At 67.8% G+C, this 14,761-nt stretch carries 14 protein-coding genes; 4 read left to right on the forward strand and 10 right to left on the reverse strand.

Annotated features, from left to right (window positions below; all coding sequences use genetic code 11):
• Window positions 1-1,242 (forward strand): RhtX/FptX family siderophore transporter, encoded by a 1,242-nt coding sequence (locus CDO46_RS17210; RefSeq protein WP_087839704.1) that lies wholly within the window; start codon window positions 1-3, stop codon window positions 1,240-1,242.
• Here CDO46_RS17210 and ppk1 read toward each other — a convergent pair.
• Window positions 1,239-3,332, reverse strand: a complete 2,094-nt coding sequence (gene ppk1 / locus CDO46_RS17215) for a polyphosphate kinase 1 (RefSeq protein WP_087839705.1) — start codon at window positions 3,330-3,332, stop codon at window positions 1,239-1,241. The genes CDO46_RS17210 and ppk1 overlap by 4 nt on opposite strands.
• 135 nt (window positions 3,333-3,467) lie before the next feature.
• Here ppk1 and ppx point away from each other — a divergent pair, with 135 nt between their 5' ends.
• Entirely contained in the window at window positions 3,468-4,958 is a 1,491-nt protein-coding gene (gene ppx, locus CDO46_RS17220; protein WP_087839706.1) for an exopolyphosphatase, read from the forward strand.
• A gap of 140 nt (window positions 4,959-5,098) precedes the next feature.
• On the opposite strand, the gene CDO46_RS17225 is transcribed toward ppx, so the two are convergent.
• The 6 genes from CDO46_RS17225 to CDO46_RS17250 form a co-directional block, all read right to left on the reverse strand.
• Window positions 5,099-5,902, reverse strand: a complete 804-nt coding sequence (locus CDO46_RS17225; RefSeq protein WP_087839707.1) for a GNAT family N-acetyltransferase — start codon at window positions 5,900-5,902, stop codon at window positions 5,099-5,101.
• Window positions 5,903-6,255: 353 nt separating this feature from the next.
• Window positions 6,256-6,708, reverse strand: coding sequence for a histidine phosphatase family protein (locus CDO46_RS17230; protein WP_087839708.1), 453 nt, complete (start codon window positions 6,706-6,708; stop codon window positions 6,256-6,258).
• Between the two features lie 72 nt (window positions 6,709-6,780).
• Complete coding sequence (glmM, locus tag CDO46_RS17235; protein WP_087839709.1) at window positions 6,781-8,121, reverse strand: phosphoglucosamine mutase; 1,341 nt, start codon at window positions 8,119-8,121, stop codon at window positions 6,781-6,783.
• Window positions 8,122-8,172: 51 nt separating this feature from the next.
• Window positions 8,173-9,039 carry a dihydropteroate synthase gene (gene folP / locus CDO46_RS17240; protein ID WP_087839710.1) on the reverse strand — a complete coding sequence of 289 codons (867 nt, stop codon included), beginning with the start codon at window positions 9,037-9,039 and terminating at the stop codon, window positions 8,173-8,175.
• A 138-nt stretch (window positions 9,040-9,177) separates the two neighbouring features.
• Window positions 9,178-11,064, reverse strand: coding sequence for an ATP-dependent zinc metalloprotease FtsH (gene ftsH / locus CDO46_RS17245; protein ID WP_087839711.1), 1,887 nt, complete (start codon window positions 11,062-11,064; stop codon window positions 9,178-9,180).
• A 79-nt stretch (window positions 11,065-11,143) separates the two neighbouring features.
• On the reverse strand, window positions 11,144-11,794 hold the full coding sequence (locus CDO46_RS17250) for an RlmE family RNA methyltransferase (protein ID WP_087839712.1): 651 nt from the start codon (window positions 11,792-11,794) through the stop codon (window positions 11,144-11,146).
• Window positions 11,795-11,911: 117 nt separating this feature from the next.
• Here CDO46_RS17250 and CDO46_RS17255 point away from each other — a divergent pair, with 117 nt between their 5' ends.
• On the forward strand, window positions 11,912-12,661 hold the full coding sequence (locus tag CDO46_RS17255) for a YhbY family RNA-binding protein (RefSeq protein WP_087839713.1): 750 nt from the start codon (window positions 11,912-11,914) through the stop codon (window positions 12,659-12,661).
• On the opposite strand, the gene CDO46_RS17260 is transcribed toward CDO46_RS17255, so the two are convergent.
• The 3 genes from CDO46_RS17260 to CDO46_RS17270 form a co-directional block, all read right to left on the reverse strand.
• Complete coding sequence (locus CDO46_RS17260; protein WP_087839714.1) at window positions 12,610-13,035, reverse strand: DUF4149 domain-containing protein; 426 nt, start codon at window positions 13,033-13,035, stop codon at window positions 12,610-12,612. The two genes, CDO46_RS17255 and CDO46_RS17260, sit on opposite strands and share 52 nt — an antisense overlap.
• Before the next feature lie 152 nt (window positions 13,036-13,187).
• Window positions 13,188-13,664, reverse strand: a complete 477-nt coding sequence (greA, locus tag CDO46_RS17265; RefSeq protein WP_087839715.1) for a transcription elongation factor GreA — start codon at window positions 13,662-13,664, stop codon at window positions 13,188-13,190.
• 207 nt (window positions 13,665-13,871) lie between these two features.
• On the reverse strand, window positions 13,872-14,264 hold the full coding sequence (locus tag CDO46_RS17270; protein ID WP_087839716.1) for a hypothetical protein: 393 nt from the start codon (window positions 14,262-14,264) through the stop codon (window positions 13,872-13,874).
• Between CDO46_RS17270 and CDO46_RS17275 the strand changes: the two genes are divergently transcribed.
• Complete coding sequence (locus CDO46_RS17275) at window positions 14,263-14,676, forward strand: MarR family winged helix-turn-helix transcriptional regulator (protein ID WP_087839717.1); 414 nt, start codon at window positions 14,263-14,265, stop codon at window positions 14,674-14,676. The two genes, CDO46_RS17270 and CDO46_RS17275, sit on opposite strands and share 2 nt — an antisense overlap.
• Window positions 14,677-14,761 lie beyond the last annotated feature (85 nt).

The raw sequence follows: 14,761 nt of genomic DNA on the forward strand, positions 1-14,761 counted from the left end.
ATGCACACCCATTCCCCCGCCTCCACTACACGGCGCGGCGCCACGCTGCTGCAATGGCCCATGATCGCCTGCCTGTACGCTTCCCAGGGCATCCCCTTCGGGCTCGCGATGGAAGCGCTGCCGGCCATCCTGCGCGGCCAGGGCGCCAGCCTCGGGGCCCTGGCCTACCTACCCCTGGTAAGCCTGCCCTGGGTACTGAAATGCGGCTGGGCACCCATCGTGGACAACCACTGGTCGCCACGCCTGGGACGCCGGCGCAGCTGGATCCTGCCCATGCAGGCGCTGGTCCTGGCGCTGCTGCTGGGCGTCATGGCGATCGGTGTCACGCAGGCCACCCTGCCCTATCTGCTGGCGCTGTCGGTGGCCGCGTCGCTGGCCAGCGCCACGCAGGACATCGCCACCGACGGCCTGGTCGCCGAACGGTTCGAACCCCATGTGCTCGGCACCGCCAACGCGGTCCAGGTCGCCGGCACCATGATCGGCTTCTTCTACGGCGGCCCGGTGTTCCTGATGGCCTATGCGCGCGTCGGCCTGACGGGCGCGCTGCTGCTCCTGGCCCTGCCCATCGCGCTCAGCCTGGCGCTGGTCGCCGCCTGGCGCGAGCCCGCGTCCCTCTCCGATCGATGGCCGCGCCCGCGGCAGGCCAGCCTGTGGCGCTTCCTGCGGTCAGGCCGGCATGCCTGGGCCCTGGTCGCCGCCGCCTTCCTGTCCGCCGTGACCGTGGTGGCCTGCCACGGACTGTCCAAGCTGCTGCTGGTCGATGCCGGCTGGGCGCTCGAGAAGATCGGGCAGGTGGGCATGGTCGGCGGCGCAGTCACCATCGTCCTGGGATGCGGAGGCGGCGCCTGGCTGGTGTCGCGGCTGGGCACCTGGCCGGTGTTTTTCACCGGCATCGCCTCGGCGGGCGTGGCGGCCGCGGTCTGGACCGCGCTGGCGTGGACCTCGCCCGCGCTGCCCGCCTACGCGGTCTGGGTGGCGACGCTGCTGACCAGCTTCGGCGCCGGCAGCGCATCCGTCGCGATGATGACCGCCGCCATGCGCTTCGCCCACGCGCGCGACCAGGCCGGCACCGACATGACCGCCGTGCAGAGCATGCGTGACCTGGGCGAGATGGCCGCGTCCTCGTCGCTGATGGCCCTGGCCGCGCTGGCGGGCTACGGCGGCAGCTTCATGGTGGGCGTCGGGCTGGCGCTGGCCACGCTGGTACTGACGCCCGCGCTGCTGCGGTCGCGCCGGGCCTAACCGGCTGTTTCGTCGAAACCGCCCAGCGCCTTCATCAGGTGCGCATGGAGGTTGAACGGCCGGCGGCGCGATCGCACCCGGACGTAATCCCCCGAGGGCTGCTGCTGCCAGGCCAGCTGGTTGTCGCACAGGGCGAAGGTGAAGGATTCATCGATCACCCGCTTCTTCAGGGCCGGGTCGAATATGGGGAAAGCGACCTCGACCCGGCGGAAGAAATTGCGGTCCATCCAGTCGGCGGACGCCAGGTAGACCATCTCCTGGCCGCCGTTCAGGAAGTAGAACACCCGCGAATGCTCCAGGAAGCGGCCGACGATGGACCGCACGGTGATGTTCTCCGACAGCCCGGGGACGCCCGCGCGCAGGGTGCATACGCCCCGCACCACCAGATCGATGCGCACGCCGGCGCGGCTGGCCTTGTACAACTCCTCGATTACCGAGGGCTCGAGCAGCGAGTTCATCTTGGCCATGATCCGCGCCGGCTTGCCCGCCCGCGCATGGCGTGCCTCGCGGCGGACCAGCGCCACCATGGTCTCGTGCAGCGAGAACGGCGCCTGCAGCAGGCATTTCAGGTGGCGGCGCGCGCCCAGTCCGGTCAGTTGCGAGAAGATTTGCTCCATGTCCTCGCACATGCGCGCATCGGCGGTGAACAGGCCGAAGTCGGTGTAGAGGCGCGCGGTGCTGGGATGGTAGTTGCCGGTGCCCAGGTGGCCGTAGCGGCGGATGCGGCCGCGCTCATGACGCAGCACCAGGGCCATCTTGGCGTGGGTCTTGTGCCCCACCACGCCGTAGACCACGTGCGCGCCCACCTCTTCCAGCCGGGCGGCCCAGTTGATGTTGGTCTGCTCGTCGAAGCGTGCCATCAGTTCCACCACCACGGTCACTTCCTTGCCCGAACGGGCGGCCGCCAGCAGCAGGCGCATCAGCTCGGAGTCCTCGCCGGTGCGGTAGATGGTCTGCTTGATGGCGACCACGCCGGGATCGGCCGCCGCCGCCGTCAGGAAATCGATGACCGGCTGGAACGACTGGTAGGGATGGTGCAGCAGCCGGTCCTGCGTGGCGATGGCCTTGAACAGCTCGTCCGGCGTCAGGTTGTTGCGGTCGAAGGGGGACGGAATGGCCGCGCGGAACGGCGGGAATTTCAGCTCCGGCCGGTTGATGCCGTTCACCAGCTGCATCAGCCGCGCCAGGTTGACCGGCCCGTCCACCCGGTAGGCGTCGGCGGGCGTCAGGGAGAATTCCTTGAGCAGGAAGTTCTCGAGCTCCACCGGGCTGGAGTCGGCCAGCTCCAGCCGGACGCCGTCGCCGAAATGCCGCTGCGTCAGCTCGCCTTGCAGGGCCTGGCGCAAGTTGGTGATTTCCTCGTCATCGACGAACAGGTCGCTGTTGCGCGTCAGGCGCCACTGGTAGCAGCCGTCCACCGTCATGCCGGGGAACAGGTCGCCCACGAAGGCCTGCATGAACGAGGTCAGCATGACGTAGCCGTGAGGGTGGCCGGACAGCTCGGGCGGCATCTGCGTCAGGCGCGGCAAGGCGCGGGGCGCCTGCACGATGGCGATGGCGGCATTGCGGCCGAAGGCGTCGCGTCCCGACAGCTGGACGGCGAAGTTCAGGCTCTTGTTGAATACCCGCGGGAAAGGATGGGCCGGGTCGAGGCCGATGGGCGTCAACAGCGGCATGACGTCCAGCCGGAAGACCTCGTGCGCCCACGCCCGCTGCGCCGGGGTCCAGCTCTGCGCCATGTGCAGCACGATGCCCTCGGCCTGCAGCCGCGGCAGCACCTCGCGGTTCAGCAAGGCATATTGGCGCTCGACCAGCGCATGGGCGGCCTCGGATACACGCTGCACGACCTCGGCCGGCGTGCGGCCATCCAACCCGCGCGCACCGGGATTCTGCCGCACCTGTTCATGCAGGCTGGCCACGCGGATCTCGAAGAACTCGTCCAGGTTCGATGCGACGATGCACAGGAACCGCAATCTCTCGAGCAGGGGCGCCCGGTCGTCCTCGGCCAGGGCCAGCACTCGTTCGTTGAACTTGAGCAAGGCAAGCTCGCGATTCAGGAACAGGTCTTTGGCAGGCAATCTGGCAACCATGGAATATCCGCAAAAATGGGCGACGAAGCTGAGACGGTTATTTTTGCGTCAAAATGATGACTACCTTATGACAGTGCAACCATTCTGTCATCGAAGCGCCTTATTCTTGCAGTTCGCATTCCTTCTTTCCATTCCATGAACCAATTGCTCGCCGCCGTCGATCTCGGCTCCAACAGTTTCCGCCTGGTGATCGGCCGCGTGGTCGACGAAGGCGGGACCATCCAGATCTACCCGGTCGACCGGCTCAAGGAAACCGTGCGGCTGGCGGCGGGCCTGCGGGCGGACAAGACGCTGGATACCTCGACCACCGATTTCGCGCTGCAGGTGCTGCGCCGTTTCGGCGAACGCCTGCGCAGCTTCCATCCGGAACGCGTGCGGGCAGTGGCCACCAACACGTTCCGCGTGGCGCGCAACGTCGCCGAGTTCCTGCCGCTGGCGGAAGAGGCCCTGGGCTTTCCCATCGAGGTCATCGCCGGGCGCGAGGAAGCGCGCCTCATTTTCTCGGGCGTCTCGCACTCCCTGCCCCCTTCCCCCGCCAAGCGGCTCGTGGTCGACATCGGCGGCGGCTCGACCGAGTTCATCGTCGGACGGCGCTTCGAGCCCGAGCTGATGGAATCGCTGTACATGGGATGCGTGAGCTTCAGCCGCGCCTACTTCCCCGACGGCATCATCGACGCCCACGCCATGAAGCAGGCCGAAATGGCCGCCCGCCGCGAGATCGAGGTCATCGCCAAGCAGTATCGCAAGGCGGGATGGCAGGAAGCCTACGGCTCGTCGGGAACGAGCAAGGCGCTGGGCGCGATCCTGACCGAGTCCGGCTTTTCGGAATCCGGCATCACGCGCCGCGGCATGGACAAGCTCAAGGACAAGCTGATCAAGGCCGGTACGGTCGAACGCGCGCAGCTGGCGGGCATCAAGCCGGACCGCATCTCGGTGCTGCCCGGGGGCCTGGCCATCATGAGCGCGATCTTCGACGAGCTGGGCCTGGACGTGATGCGCACGGCCGACGGCGCGCTGCGCGTGGGGGTGCTGTACGACCTGGCCGGCCGCGACGCCTCGCTGGACAAGCGCGACGACACGGTGCGCCAGTTCATGAGCCGCTACAAGGTGGACCGCGCCCAGGCCACGCGCGTGCGCCAGACGGCGCTGGAACTGTTCAAGCAACTGGTGCCCATGCCCGCCGACGAGCACCAGGAATTGACCCGGGTGCTGGGCTGGGCCGCCGACCTGCACGAGATCGGCCTGTCCATCGCCCACAACACCTATCACCGGCACTCGGCCTACATCCTCGAACACGCCGACATGCCGGGCTTCTCGCGCCAGGACCAGGCGCTGCTCGCGCTCCTGGCGCTGGGCCACCAGGGCAAGCTGGCCAAGCTCCAGCACCTGGTCAACCACCACGAGCAATGGATCGCCATCCTGTGCCTGCGCCTGGCGGCCATTCTCTACCGCCGGCGCGAGGACATCGCCGCGCCGCCCATCAAGGTCTCGGTCAAGGGATCGTCCATCATCGTCAAGACCGACGCGGCCTGGATGAGTGCGCACCCGCTGACCGACTTCACGCTGCGCGCCGAGGAATCAGAATGGCGCAAGGTGGGATTCACGTTCGAGCTGCTTGAGCTCTGAACGCAGGCGCCGGGTCAGCCGGCGCAATACCTTCACCCCGGTGCGGCGCAGCCGCCGCGTCAACCGCAAGCGCCTGCGCCGCGTTGCCGACGGACGCGGGAACGCGGCCGCCAGGCGGCGGCCAGGCGACGCCACGGACCTCACGAACGCCTCGAGACCTGGGATTCCAGCCCGAAGTGCCGGCGATAGCGATCGTCCAGCGCGTCGATGGACAGCAGCATGGGGAAATCGGCCGTGTTGAAATCGGCGTCCCAGGCCGGTTCGCCGCAGACGCGGGCCCCCACCTTCAGGTAGCCCTTGATCAGCGGCGGCACGCGGGTCGGCAGGTTGCAGTCCAGGCGCTCGACGGGAAGGCGGTGCAGCGGCTGCACGCGCAGGTCGCGGGCCTGTTCGATGTCGGCCGCCACCGAGCGGTACACCCCGGCCGCGGTCGCGCCGTCGTCGCGCAGGCTGACGCTGGCGCAACCGAACACGTAGCGCTTTCCGGTGCGGCGCAGGAACTCGGCCAGCCCCGACCACAGCAGCATGATGACGGCGCCGCTGCGGTAGTCGCGATGGGTGCAGGAACGTCCGAACTCGACCAGCTCGCTGCGGATGGCGCCCAGGCCGGACAGGTCGAACTCGGATTCGGAATAGTAGCCGCCGGCCTGGCGGGCCTGATCGGGCCCCAGGATGCGGTAGGTGCCCACGACCCGGCCGGTATCCAGTTCGCGCACGATGAGGTGTTCGCACCATGCATCGAACCGGTCCTCGTCGATGCCGTCGATGGCGGTCGGGAACACGGCCCCCATGTCTTCGGTGAACACCTCGTAGCGCAGGCGCTGGGCTTGCCGGACCTCTTCCCAGGAACGCGCCAGCCCCACAGCCAGGCCGGGGGTCTGGACACCGCCTTGAAGTTCGTCGGCCAGGCCGCGACGCGCTTCGATGCGGGTGAATTCGAGCATATGCACACTCCTTGACAGGTAAGTCGAGTGTCGGTGCTTAGCGTTTCACGTCATTGACAGAATAATGACGGTACCATGAATCGGTCACAATTCGTGCCCTTGTTGAAACGCCTGCTTACGAATGGAGCCCCCCCCTACGCGCTTACGCGCGCCCCCCAGGGGGCGAAACCGGCGGACCGGCAAAGCCGGATCCGCGGTTTCCTGGGTCTAGGGAAACTGTCTTGGACTGAAGCACCGGCGCCACAACCCGAGAAACGGGTACTAGACCCAGGATGCGGTGGATCCGGCTCCGCCGGTCCACCCGCATCGCCCCCTTGAGGGGGCCCGCGGAAGCGGGTAGAGGGTGGGCTTCCCTAGACAAACTCGGGATTGATGACCGCGCGGACGACGACCTGGAAGTCTTCGTCGCGCTGGCGGCGGGCCAGCCACCACAGGCCGCCCTTCTTCAGGCTCCAGGGCAGGTCTTCGCCGGCCAGCAGGGTGCTGGCCACACGCCCCAGCGTGGGCTGGTGGCCCACCACCAGCACCGATCGCGGCGACAGGGGCCAGCCGGAGGCGGCCAGGACGTGGGCGGGCGCGGCCTCGGGCGCCAGTTCCGGCACGACGGTGTAGTCGCAGCCCAGGGCGTCGGCGGTCTGGCGCGTGCGCACCGCGGGGCTGGCCATGACCATCAGGTCGGAAGGGCCATGGGCCCGGAGCCACGCGGCGACGGCCTCGGCCTGCTTGTGCCCGCGCCGCGTCAGGGCGCGCTGCAGGTCGTTCGGGCCGTCTTCAGCCTCGGCGTGGCGCCAGAGAATCAGGTTCATGGATGCTGCTTGCATGGTCATGATCGAAGCTCCCGATTTTGCCTGCCGGGCATGACTGAGGCTTGACAGACCCTAGGCCAGGCTGGCGGACAGGAGTCCCAGGCACTCGTCGACCAGGGCCTCCTCGGCCGCCTCGACCATCAGGCGCAGCTTGGGCTCCGTACCCGAGGCACGGATCAGTACCCGTCCCTGGCCGTCCAGGCGCCGCTCGACCTCTTCCCTGGCATGGGCCAGCCCGGCGTGCTCGTGCCAGTCCAGGCCCGGCGCGAGCGGAACGTTCACCAGCTTCTGAGGATACAGCCGCAGCGGCTCCAACAGCTCGGCCAGCGACTTGCCCTGGCGGCGCATCGCCGCCAGGACCTGGAGCCCGGCCATGGTGCCGTCCCCGGTCGTATGCCGGTCCAGGCACAGCACGTGGCCGGAACTCTCGCCACCATACAGCCAGCCTTTCTTGCGCAGCATCGCCAGCACGTAGCGGTCGCCCACGGCGGCGCGCGCGAACGGCACGTTCAGGTCGCGCATCCGGTGCTCGAAGGCAAGATTGGTCATCTGCGTGCCGACCACGCCCGCGACCGGTCCGGCCAGCAGGCGGTCGGTCACGATGGCATACAGCAGCTCGTCGCCGTTGTAGCGCCTGCCGTCGCCATCGACCATCAACACGCGGTCGGCATCGCCGTCGAGCGCGATGCCCAGGTCGGCCTTCTGCGCTCCCACCGCCTCGGCCAGCGCATCCAGGTGCGTGGCGCCGACGCCGTCGTTGATGTTCATGCCGTTGGGCGCGCAGCCTATACAGCTGACGGTGGCCCCCAGCTCCTCGAACACGGCAGGCGCCACGTGATAGGCCGCGCCATGGGCCGCGTCGATCACCAGCCGCATGTCGGTCAGGTCGAGATCGTTGGGGAATCCGCTCTTGCAGAATTCGATGTAGCGGCCCGCGGCATCCGTCAGGCGCTTGGCGCGGCCCAGCTTGCCGGACGGCACGCATCCGACCGGTTCGCCCAGCGCCGCCTCGATGCGCAGCTCGACCTCGTCGGCCAGCTTCATGCCCGTGGCCGAGAAGAATTTGATGCCGTTGTCGAAATAGGGATTGTGCGAAGCGCTGATCACGATGCCGGCCGACAGGCGCAGCGCCCTGGTCAGGTATGCGATGGCCGGCGTGGGCATGGGACCGGCCAGCAGCACGTCGATGCCCGCCGCGGACAGCCCGGCCTCGAGCGCCGATTCCAGCATGTAGCCGGAGATGCGCGTGTCCTTGCCGATCAGGACGACCGGCTTCCCTCCCTCGCGATGTTCGGCCGTCAGGACCCGACCGGCCGCATACCCCAGGCGCAGCGCGAATTCCGCGTTGATGACCTTTGATCCGACCTTGCCCCGAATGCCGTCGGTTCCGAAATACTTGCGTCGTCCAACCATCTTGGATGGCCCCCTGCTTGTTGTTCTTGTCCGCGCGAGAGCGCGCGGCCATCATTCGTCCCAGGCCTGCACCGCTTGCCAGACCTTCAGGGCGTCCACGGTGGCCGCGACGTCGTGGACGCGGACGATGGCCGCCCCGCGATCCACCGCGGCCAGGGCCGCCGCGACGCTGCCCGCCACCCGTTCCCCCACGGGCTTGCCGGTCACCGCCCCGATCATGGTCTTGCGGGACACTCCGATTAGTAGCGGATATCCCAGCGCACCGATAGTGGGCAAACTACGCATGAGCTGGTAGTTGTGGGCGGTAGTCTTGCCGAACCCGAATCCCGGGTCCAGGCAGATCCGCTCGCGTGCCACGCCTGCCGCCAGCAGGCGCTGCGCCTGCTGGCGCAGGAAGGCGGCCACCTCGCCGGCCACGTTACCGTAGACCGGCGCCTGCTGCATGGTGCGCGGTTCGCCCTGCATGTGCATCACGCACAAACCGCTCGCCCCCCGCGCCACCGCCTCGATGGCCCCCGGCTGCCGGAATCCGTAGATATCGTTGATCATGTCGGCGCCCGCATCCAGCGCCGCCCGCATCACCGCCGGCTTGAAGGTGTCCACCGACAACGGCACCCCGCAATCCCGCAGCGCCTCGATCAACGGCAACAGCCTTGCCAGCTCGTCCTCCAACGACACCGGCGCGGCCCCCGGCCGCGTCGACTCGCCGCCGATATCCAGCATGTCGGCCCCTTCGGCGACCAGTTGCCGCGCATGCGCGATCCCCGCATCCAGCGCCAGACTCTTCCCCCCATCGGAAAACGAATCCGGCGTGACGTTGATGACCCCCATGACCAGCGGCCGGGAAAACTCAAGAGAAAAGCGACCGCACTGAAGCCGAAGCGGACTATCAGAATGAATTGGCACGGAACCCTGCATGCATGCTTACGCCACGAAACAACAAAGGGCGGCAAAAACGCCGCCCTCCACCAGCCAGTTGCCCTCCCAGGGCGGATCCGGCTCCGCCGGTCCGCCAGTGCCGCCCCTGGGGGCCGCGCCAAGCGCGTAGGGGGACCGCTAAGCCACCGCTGTTGCGTTCTGCGCGACGCCGCCGGTGCTGGGCGGCGTGTTGGGCGGCGCGCCGGCCGAATCCGAGGCCTTGGGCGGCCGCGGCGGACGTCCGTCGATGATGTCGTTGATCTGGTCCGCGTCGATGGTTTCCCACTCGAGCAGCGCGCGGGTCATGGATTCGACCTTGTCGCGGTTGTCCTCCAGGATCTTGCGCGCCACCGCGTACTGCTCATCGATGATGCGGCGGATCTCGCCATCGACCTTCTGCATGGTCGCCTCGGACACCTGGGTCGTCTTGGTGATGCTGCGGCCCAGGAACACCTCGCCTTCGTTCTCGGCATAGACCATGGGGCCCAGCGAGTCGGTCATGCCGTAGCGGGTGACCATGTCGCGCGCGATCTGGGTCGCCCGCTCGAAGTCGTTCGAGGCGCCGGTGGTCATCTGGTTCATGAAGACCTCTTCGGCGATACGGCCGCCGAACAGCACCGCGATGGTGTTCAGCATGCGGTCCTTGTCCATGCTGTAGCGATCGCCCTCGGGCAACTGCATGGTCACGCCCAGCGCGCGGCCGCGCGGGATGATGGTGACCTTGTGCACCGGGTCGGTCTTGGGCAGCATCTTGGCGACGATGGCGTGGCCGGACTCGTGGTACGCGGTGTTGCGGCGCTCTTCCTCGGGCATGACGATGGAGCGGCGCTCGGCGCCCATGATGATCTTGTCCTTGGCCTTCTCGAAGTCCAGCATGTCCACCGTGCGGCCGTTGCGGCGGGCGGCGAACAGCGCGGCCTCGTTCACGAGGTTGGCGAGGTCCGCGCCCGAGAAACCGGGCGTGCCGCGGGCCAGGATGGTGGCGTCGACGTCGGACGACACCGGCACCTTGCGCATGTGGACCTTCAGGATCTGCTCGCGGCCGCGGATGTCGGGCAGCGGCACCACGACCTGGCGGTCGAAGCGGCCCGGGCGCAGCAGCGCCGGGTCGAGCACGTCGGGCCGGTTGGTGGCGGCGATCACGATGATGCCCTGGCCGGTCTCGAAGCCGTCCATTTCCACCAGCATCTGGTTCAGGGTCTGCTCGCGCTCGTCGTTGCCGCCGCCCAGGCCGGCGCCGCGCTGGCGGCCGACAGCGTCGATTTCATCGATGAAGATGATGCAGGGGGCATGCTTCTTGGCGTTCTCGAACATGTCGCGCACGCGGGCCGCGCCCACGCCGACGAACATCTCGACGAAGTCCGAGCCGGAGATGCTGAAGAACGGCACCTTGGCCTCGCCGGCGATGGCGCGCGCCAGCAGGGTCTTGCCGGTACCCGGCGAGCCCACCATCAGCACGCCGCGCGGAATGCGGCCGCCCAGCTTCTGGAATTTCGAGGGGTCGCGCAGGAAGTCGACCAGTTCCTGGACGTCTTCCTTGGCCTCGTCGCAGCCCGCGACGTCGGCGAAGGTGACCGTGTTCGAATTCTCGTCCAGCATGCGCGCACGCGACTTGCCGAAGTTGAACGCGCCGCCGCGTCCGCCGCCCTGCATCTGGCGCATGAAGAATATCCAGACGCCGATCAGCAGCAGCATCGGGAACCACGAGACGAAGATGCTCATGAAGAGCGAGGGCTCTTCCTTGGCCTTGCCCGATACCTGGACGCCGTACTTCATCAGGTCGCTGACCAGCCAGAGATCGCCGGGGGACGTGATGCTGTAGGGACGGCCGTCGGTGGGCGTGACGCTCAGCACATCGCCCTGGATGTCCACTTTCTGGATGCGCCCGGCCTTGGCCTCTTCCATGAACTGGGAGTAGGACACGGTGTCCTGCGGACGGGTACGGCCCTCGAACTGCTTGAAGACCGTAAACAGGACGAATGCGATCACCATCCAGACCGCGACTTTGGAGAACATGTTGTTCAAGGTCGATCTCCTACTTGATTGCCGATCGGTCGACCTGCCGGAAAATATCCGGCCCGATCGGACACTAAGTCCGATTCTACTATTGTCGGCCGCCGGGATTCTTCAGCCCCACCCCCACGAGAAAGGTCTCGGAGGATTTGTCCCGCGACGCCTTGGGCTTGCGTTCCACCACTCGGCGGAAAGTCTGCTTGAAACTCTGCACGATCTGGGAAAAGCCGCTGCCGTGAAAAGCCTTCACGATCAGCGCCCCGTCGGGCTTGAGGTGCTCCTGCGCGAACTCCCGTGCCAGATCGCACACGTGCTGGATACGCGCCGAGTCCGCAGCCCCGACTCCCGATAGATTGGGGGCCATGTCGGAAATCACAAGGTCCACCGGCTGGCTTCCCAGCAGGGCCTCGAGCTGATGCAGCACGGCTTCCTCGCGAAAATCGCCCTGGATGAATTCCACGCCGGCCACCGGCTCCATGGGAAGCAGGTCCAGGGCGATGATCCGTCCCCGTATCGTACCCTGCGGGCCGGCCAGGCGCTCGCGGGCGACCTGGGACCAGCTGCCGGGCGCCGAACCGAGGTCGATCACCACGTCGCCGGGCCTCATGAGCTTCTCGGTATCCAGGATCTCGGTCAGTTTGAAGGCGGCCCGGGCACGGTATCCCTTCTGCTGCGCGAGCTTCACATAGGGGTCGTTGATGTGCTGGTGCAACCAGTTCTTCGAAAACTTGTTCTTGGCCATATCTGCCCGGTCGCCCGGGTCGGTATCGATTCAAATCAATGCGGCATCGCCGCGCTATCGGGAGCATACTGCGGACTGGCCATCGCGCCGTTGGCCCGGCTCCCGTACAATCTCGTCATGCCAGTCCTAGACATCAATTCGACATTGCGCAGCGCCCTCCGGGCCGCTGCCCACCCGCTCAAGCCGGTCGTCCTCATCGGCGACAAGGGCCTGAGCGACGCCGTCCTGCAGGAAATCGACCGCAACCTCTCGGCGCACGGCCTGATCAAGGTCCGCGCCGGCGGCGAGGACCGCGCCACGCGAGACGAACTGCTCTACAAGATCTGCGGCGAGCTGTCCTGCGCGCCCGTCCATCACCTGGGCAAGATCTTCATCCTGTACCGTCCCACCGAACGCGATCCCGACGCGGCCGACCTGCTGGGCGCCCGCAAGCCCAAGCCGGACGTGTCCACGCTGGGTACCGGCGCGCGCAAGGCCAACGAAGCCCACCTGCCCAAGAAGCTGGCGGTGGCCGGCAAGCCCGCCGCACCGGCCCGCACCAGGGCGGAACGCCCGGACCGGGCCGAGCGCGACGGCGGCGCCATGACCGCGCGGGAACGCTACCTGGGCACGGACAAGCGCCAACGGCCGTCCATCCACGAGGAAACCGGTTCGCGCCGGGGCGCCGCGCGCACCACGCCGGCCCGCCGGCCCTCGGGCCTTGGTTCGACGCTGGGCGCCGCCCGCAAGACCGCAGCCGGCAAGCCCGCGGCCAAGCGGGCGGGCAGCGCGCTGTCGTTGCGCGCCGGCGCCCGTGGCCGGCCGGCCGAAGGCGGTCAACGCACGACCGCCACCAGCCGCAAGCCCAGGACCGCCACCAAGAAGTAAAGCACGCTCGACACCCCGTGCCAGGTCCCGAAATCCGCCCAGGCGGGAACGGCCTGGCCGGCGGCGATCAGGGCTCGTCCGTAGTCCAGCACGGGCCGGGTGCCGAAATACCCCAACCCCACTCCCACCGCCATGAGCAGCACGGCGCGGCGCCCCGCCGCCCCCAGCGGCAGCCCGCGCCCCAGCCGGTCCAGCAGCAGCATCGACAACGCCACCACCAGCCCGCCATACGCCAGCAACCGGAACAGCGATCCCGCCGTCGCCGCCGCGCGCATGGGCTCGAGCTGGGAAAACAACAACGGCGCCACCACCAGCCCGATCGTCCAGAGCGCCCCACACCACAGCGCCGCCAACAGCCGCACCACCGTAGCCATCAATCAGCCTCCAGGGCAGACCAACACATTGAATCAGGACAAAAATAGGGCAAAAGAACCCCACCCCCTCAAGTCCAGGATGCGGTGGATCCGGCTCCGCCGGTCCACCCGCATCGCCCCCTGGGGGGCGCGCGTCAGCGCGTAGGGGGGGACTATATATACCGGACGTCCAGAACCTCGTACTCCCGGATGCCGGACGGCGCCTGCACCTCGGCCACGTCGCCGACCGATTTGCCGATCAGCGCGCGCGCGATGGGGCTGGATACCGAGATCAGGTTGGACCGGATGTCCGCCTCGTCGTCGCCCACCACCTGGTAGGTGACACGCTCGCTGGACTCCAGATCCTCCAGGTCGACCGTGGCGCCGAACACGATGCGGCCGCCCGCGTCCAGTTCGACCGGATCGATGATCTGCGCATTCGACAGCTTGGCCTCGAGCTCCTGGATGCGCCCTTCGATGAAGCCCTGTTTTTCCTTGGCGGCATCGTATTCGGCGTTCTCGGACAGGTCTCCCTGGGCGCGGGCATCGGCGATCGCGGTGATCACGGCGGGTCGCTCCACCGTCTTGAGTCGATGCAGTTCCTGCTTCAGGCGCTCGGCCCCGCGCAAGGTCAGCGGAATGGCAGCCATGTGTACTTCCTTTGCGTCTGTGGATTTCGCATCCCCGCGAAGGCGCAAGCTGGCGCCTGCCGCGCTACGGGCGCGGCCGGGAATGGCGATGGTGAAAAATAAAACCCCGGCTCGATCAGGAACCGGGGCGATCAATGTAGATTGTCCGAAAACTGGCGAGAACGCGCAAGCGCCCTCGGGCAAACTTTACCGTTTGAAAACCAAGGGTTAACCCTTGGAACAACCGGCCGGCCGCGCCGCCATGGCTATTCCCAGCACCAGCACCCCCAGCAGGACGATGTGGAACACGAGGTCCGGCCAGGTCTGCGGCCCCACTCCGATCACGATGGTGAAAACGCCCACCAGCGTCCCCAGCAGGGCGAATGCCTGGACCCCCAGCGCAATGCGGCGGGCCGCGCCGGCCCACCGCCGCCCCGCAAGCAAACCCAGAATCAGCACCCCGGCGATGATCCCTTCGGCCGTGGCCGCCCTCGCATGCCCGTAGGCATGGCCCAGGACGCCGGCATGGACCAGGCTGGCGGCGGCGAACAGCGCGGCCTCGGCCGCCAGGAAACAGGCGACTTTCGGGCGGATGCTCGTCTCGTTGCGTAAGGCATTCATGGCTTCCAGCGCCGCCGACGCCTGGAAACTGATGTTCGATTTCCTGATGAAGTCGGCCCCCCAGCGCCTGGAGAGCCAGCAGAAGCATGGCCTCACGCCCAACGATTCGCGCGCGCTCTTCTCGCTGGACAAGGCGGGGAAGCCGGTGGGCACGCTGGCGCGTGAGTGGGGGTGCGATCCATCCACGGCGACCTGGCTGGTGGACCGCCTCGAACGCGCAGGGCTGGCCGAGCGGGTACCCTCGCCCGACGACCGGCGGGTCAAGCTGGTGCGTGTGACGCGCAGGGGTACGGAGACCCTGCAGGACCTGATGGCCGCCTATCAGCGCCCGCCCGCGGAGATGTCACGCCTGTCACGGGACGAATTGGCGGCGCTGGTCGGCATCCTGGGCAAGCTGCGCAAGGACGCCTGACGGCGCCCTTCCCTTGCCTTCGCATCTGGCGGCGCGCCAAGACAAAGGGCGCTCCCCCTTGCGGGGAAGCGCCCTCGCCGGGAAC

Source organism: Pigmentiphaga sp. NML030171, from assembly GCF_002188635.1.
GTDB lineage: Bacteria > Pseudomonadota > Gammaproteobacteria > Burkholderiales > Burkholderiaceae_B > Pigmentiphaga > Pigmentiphaga daeguensis.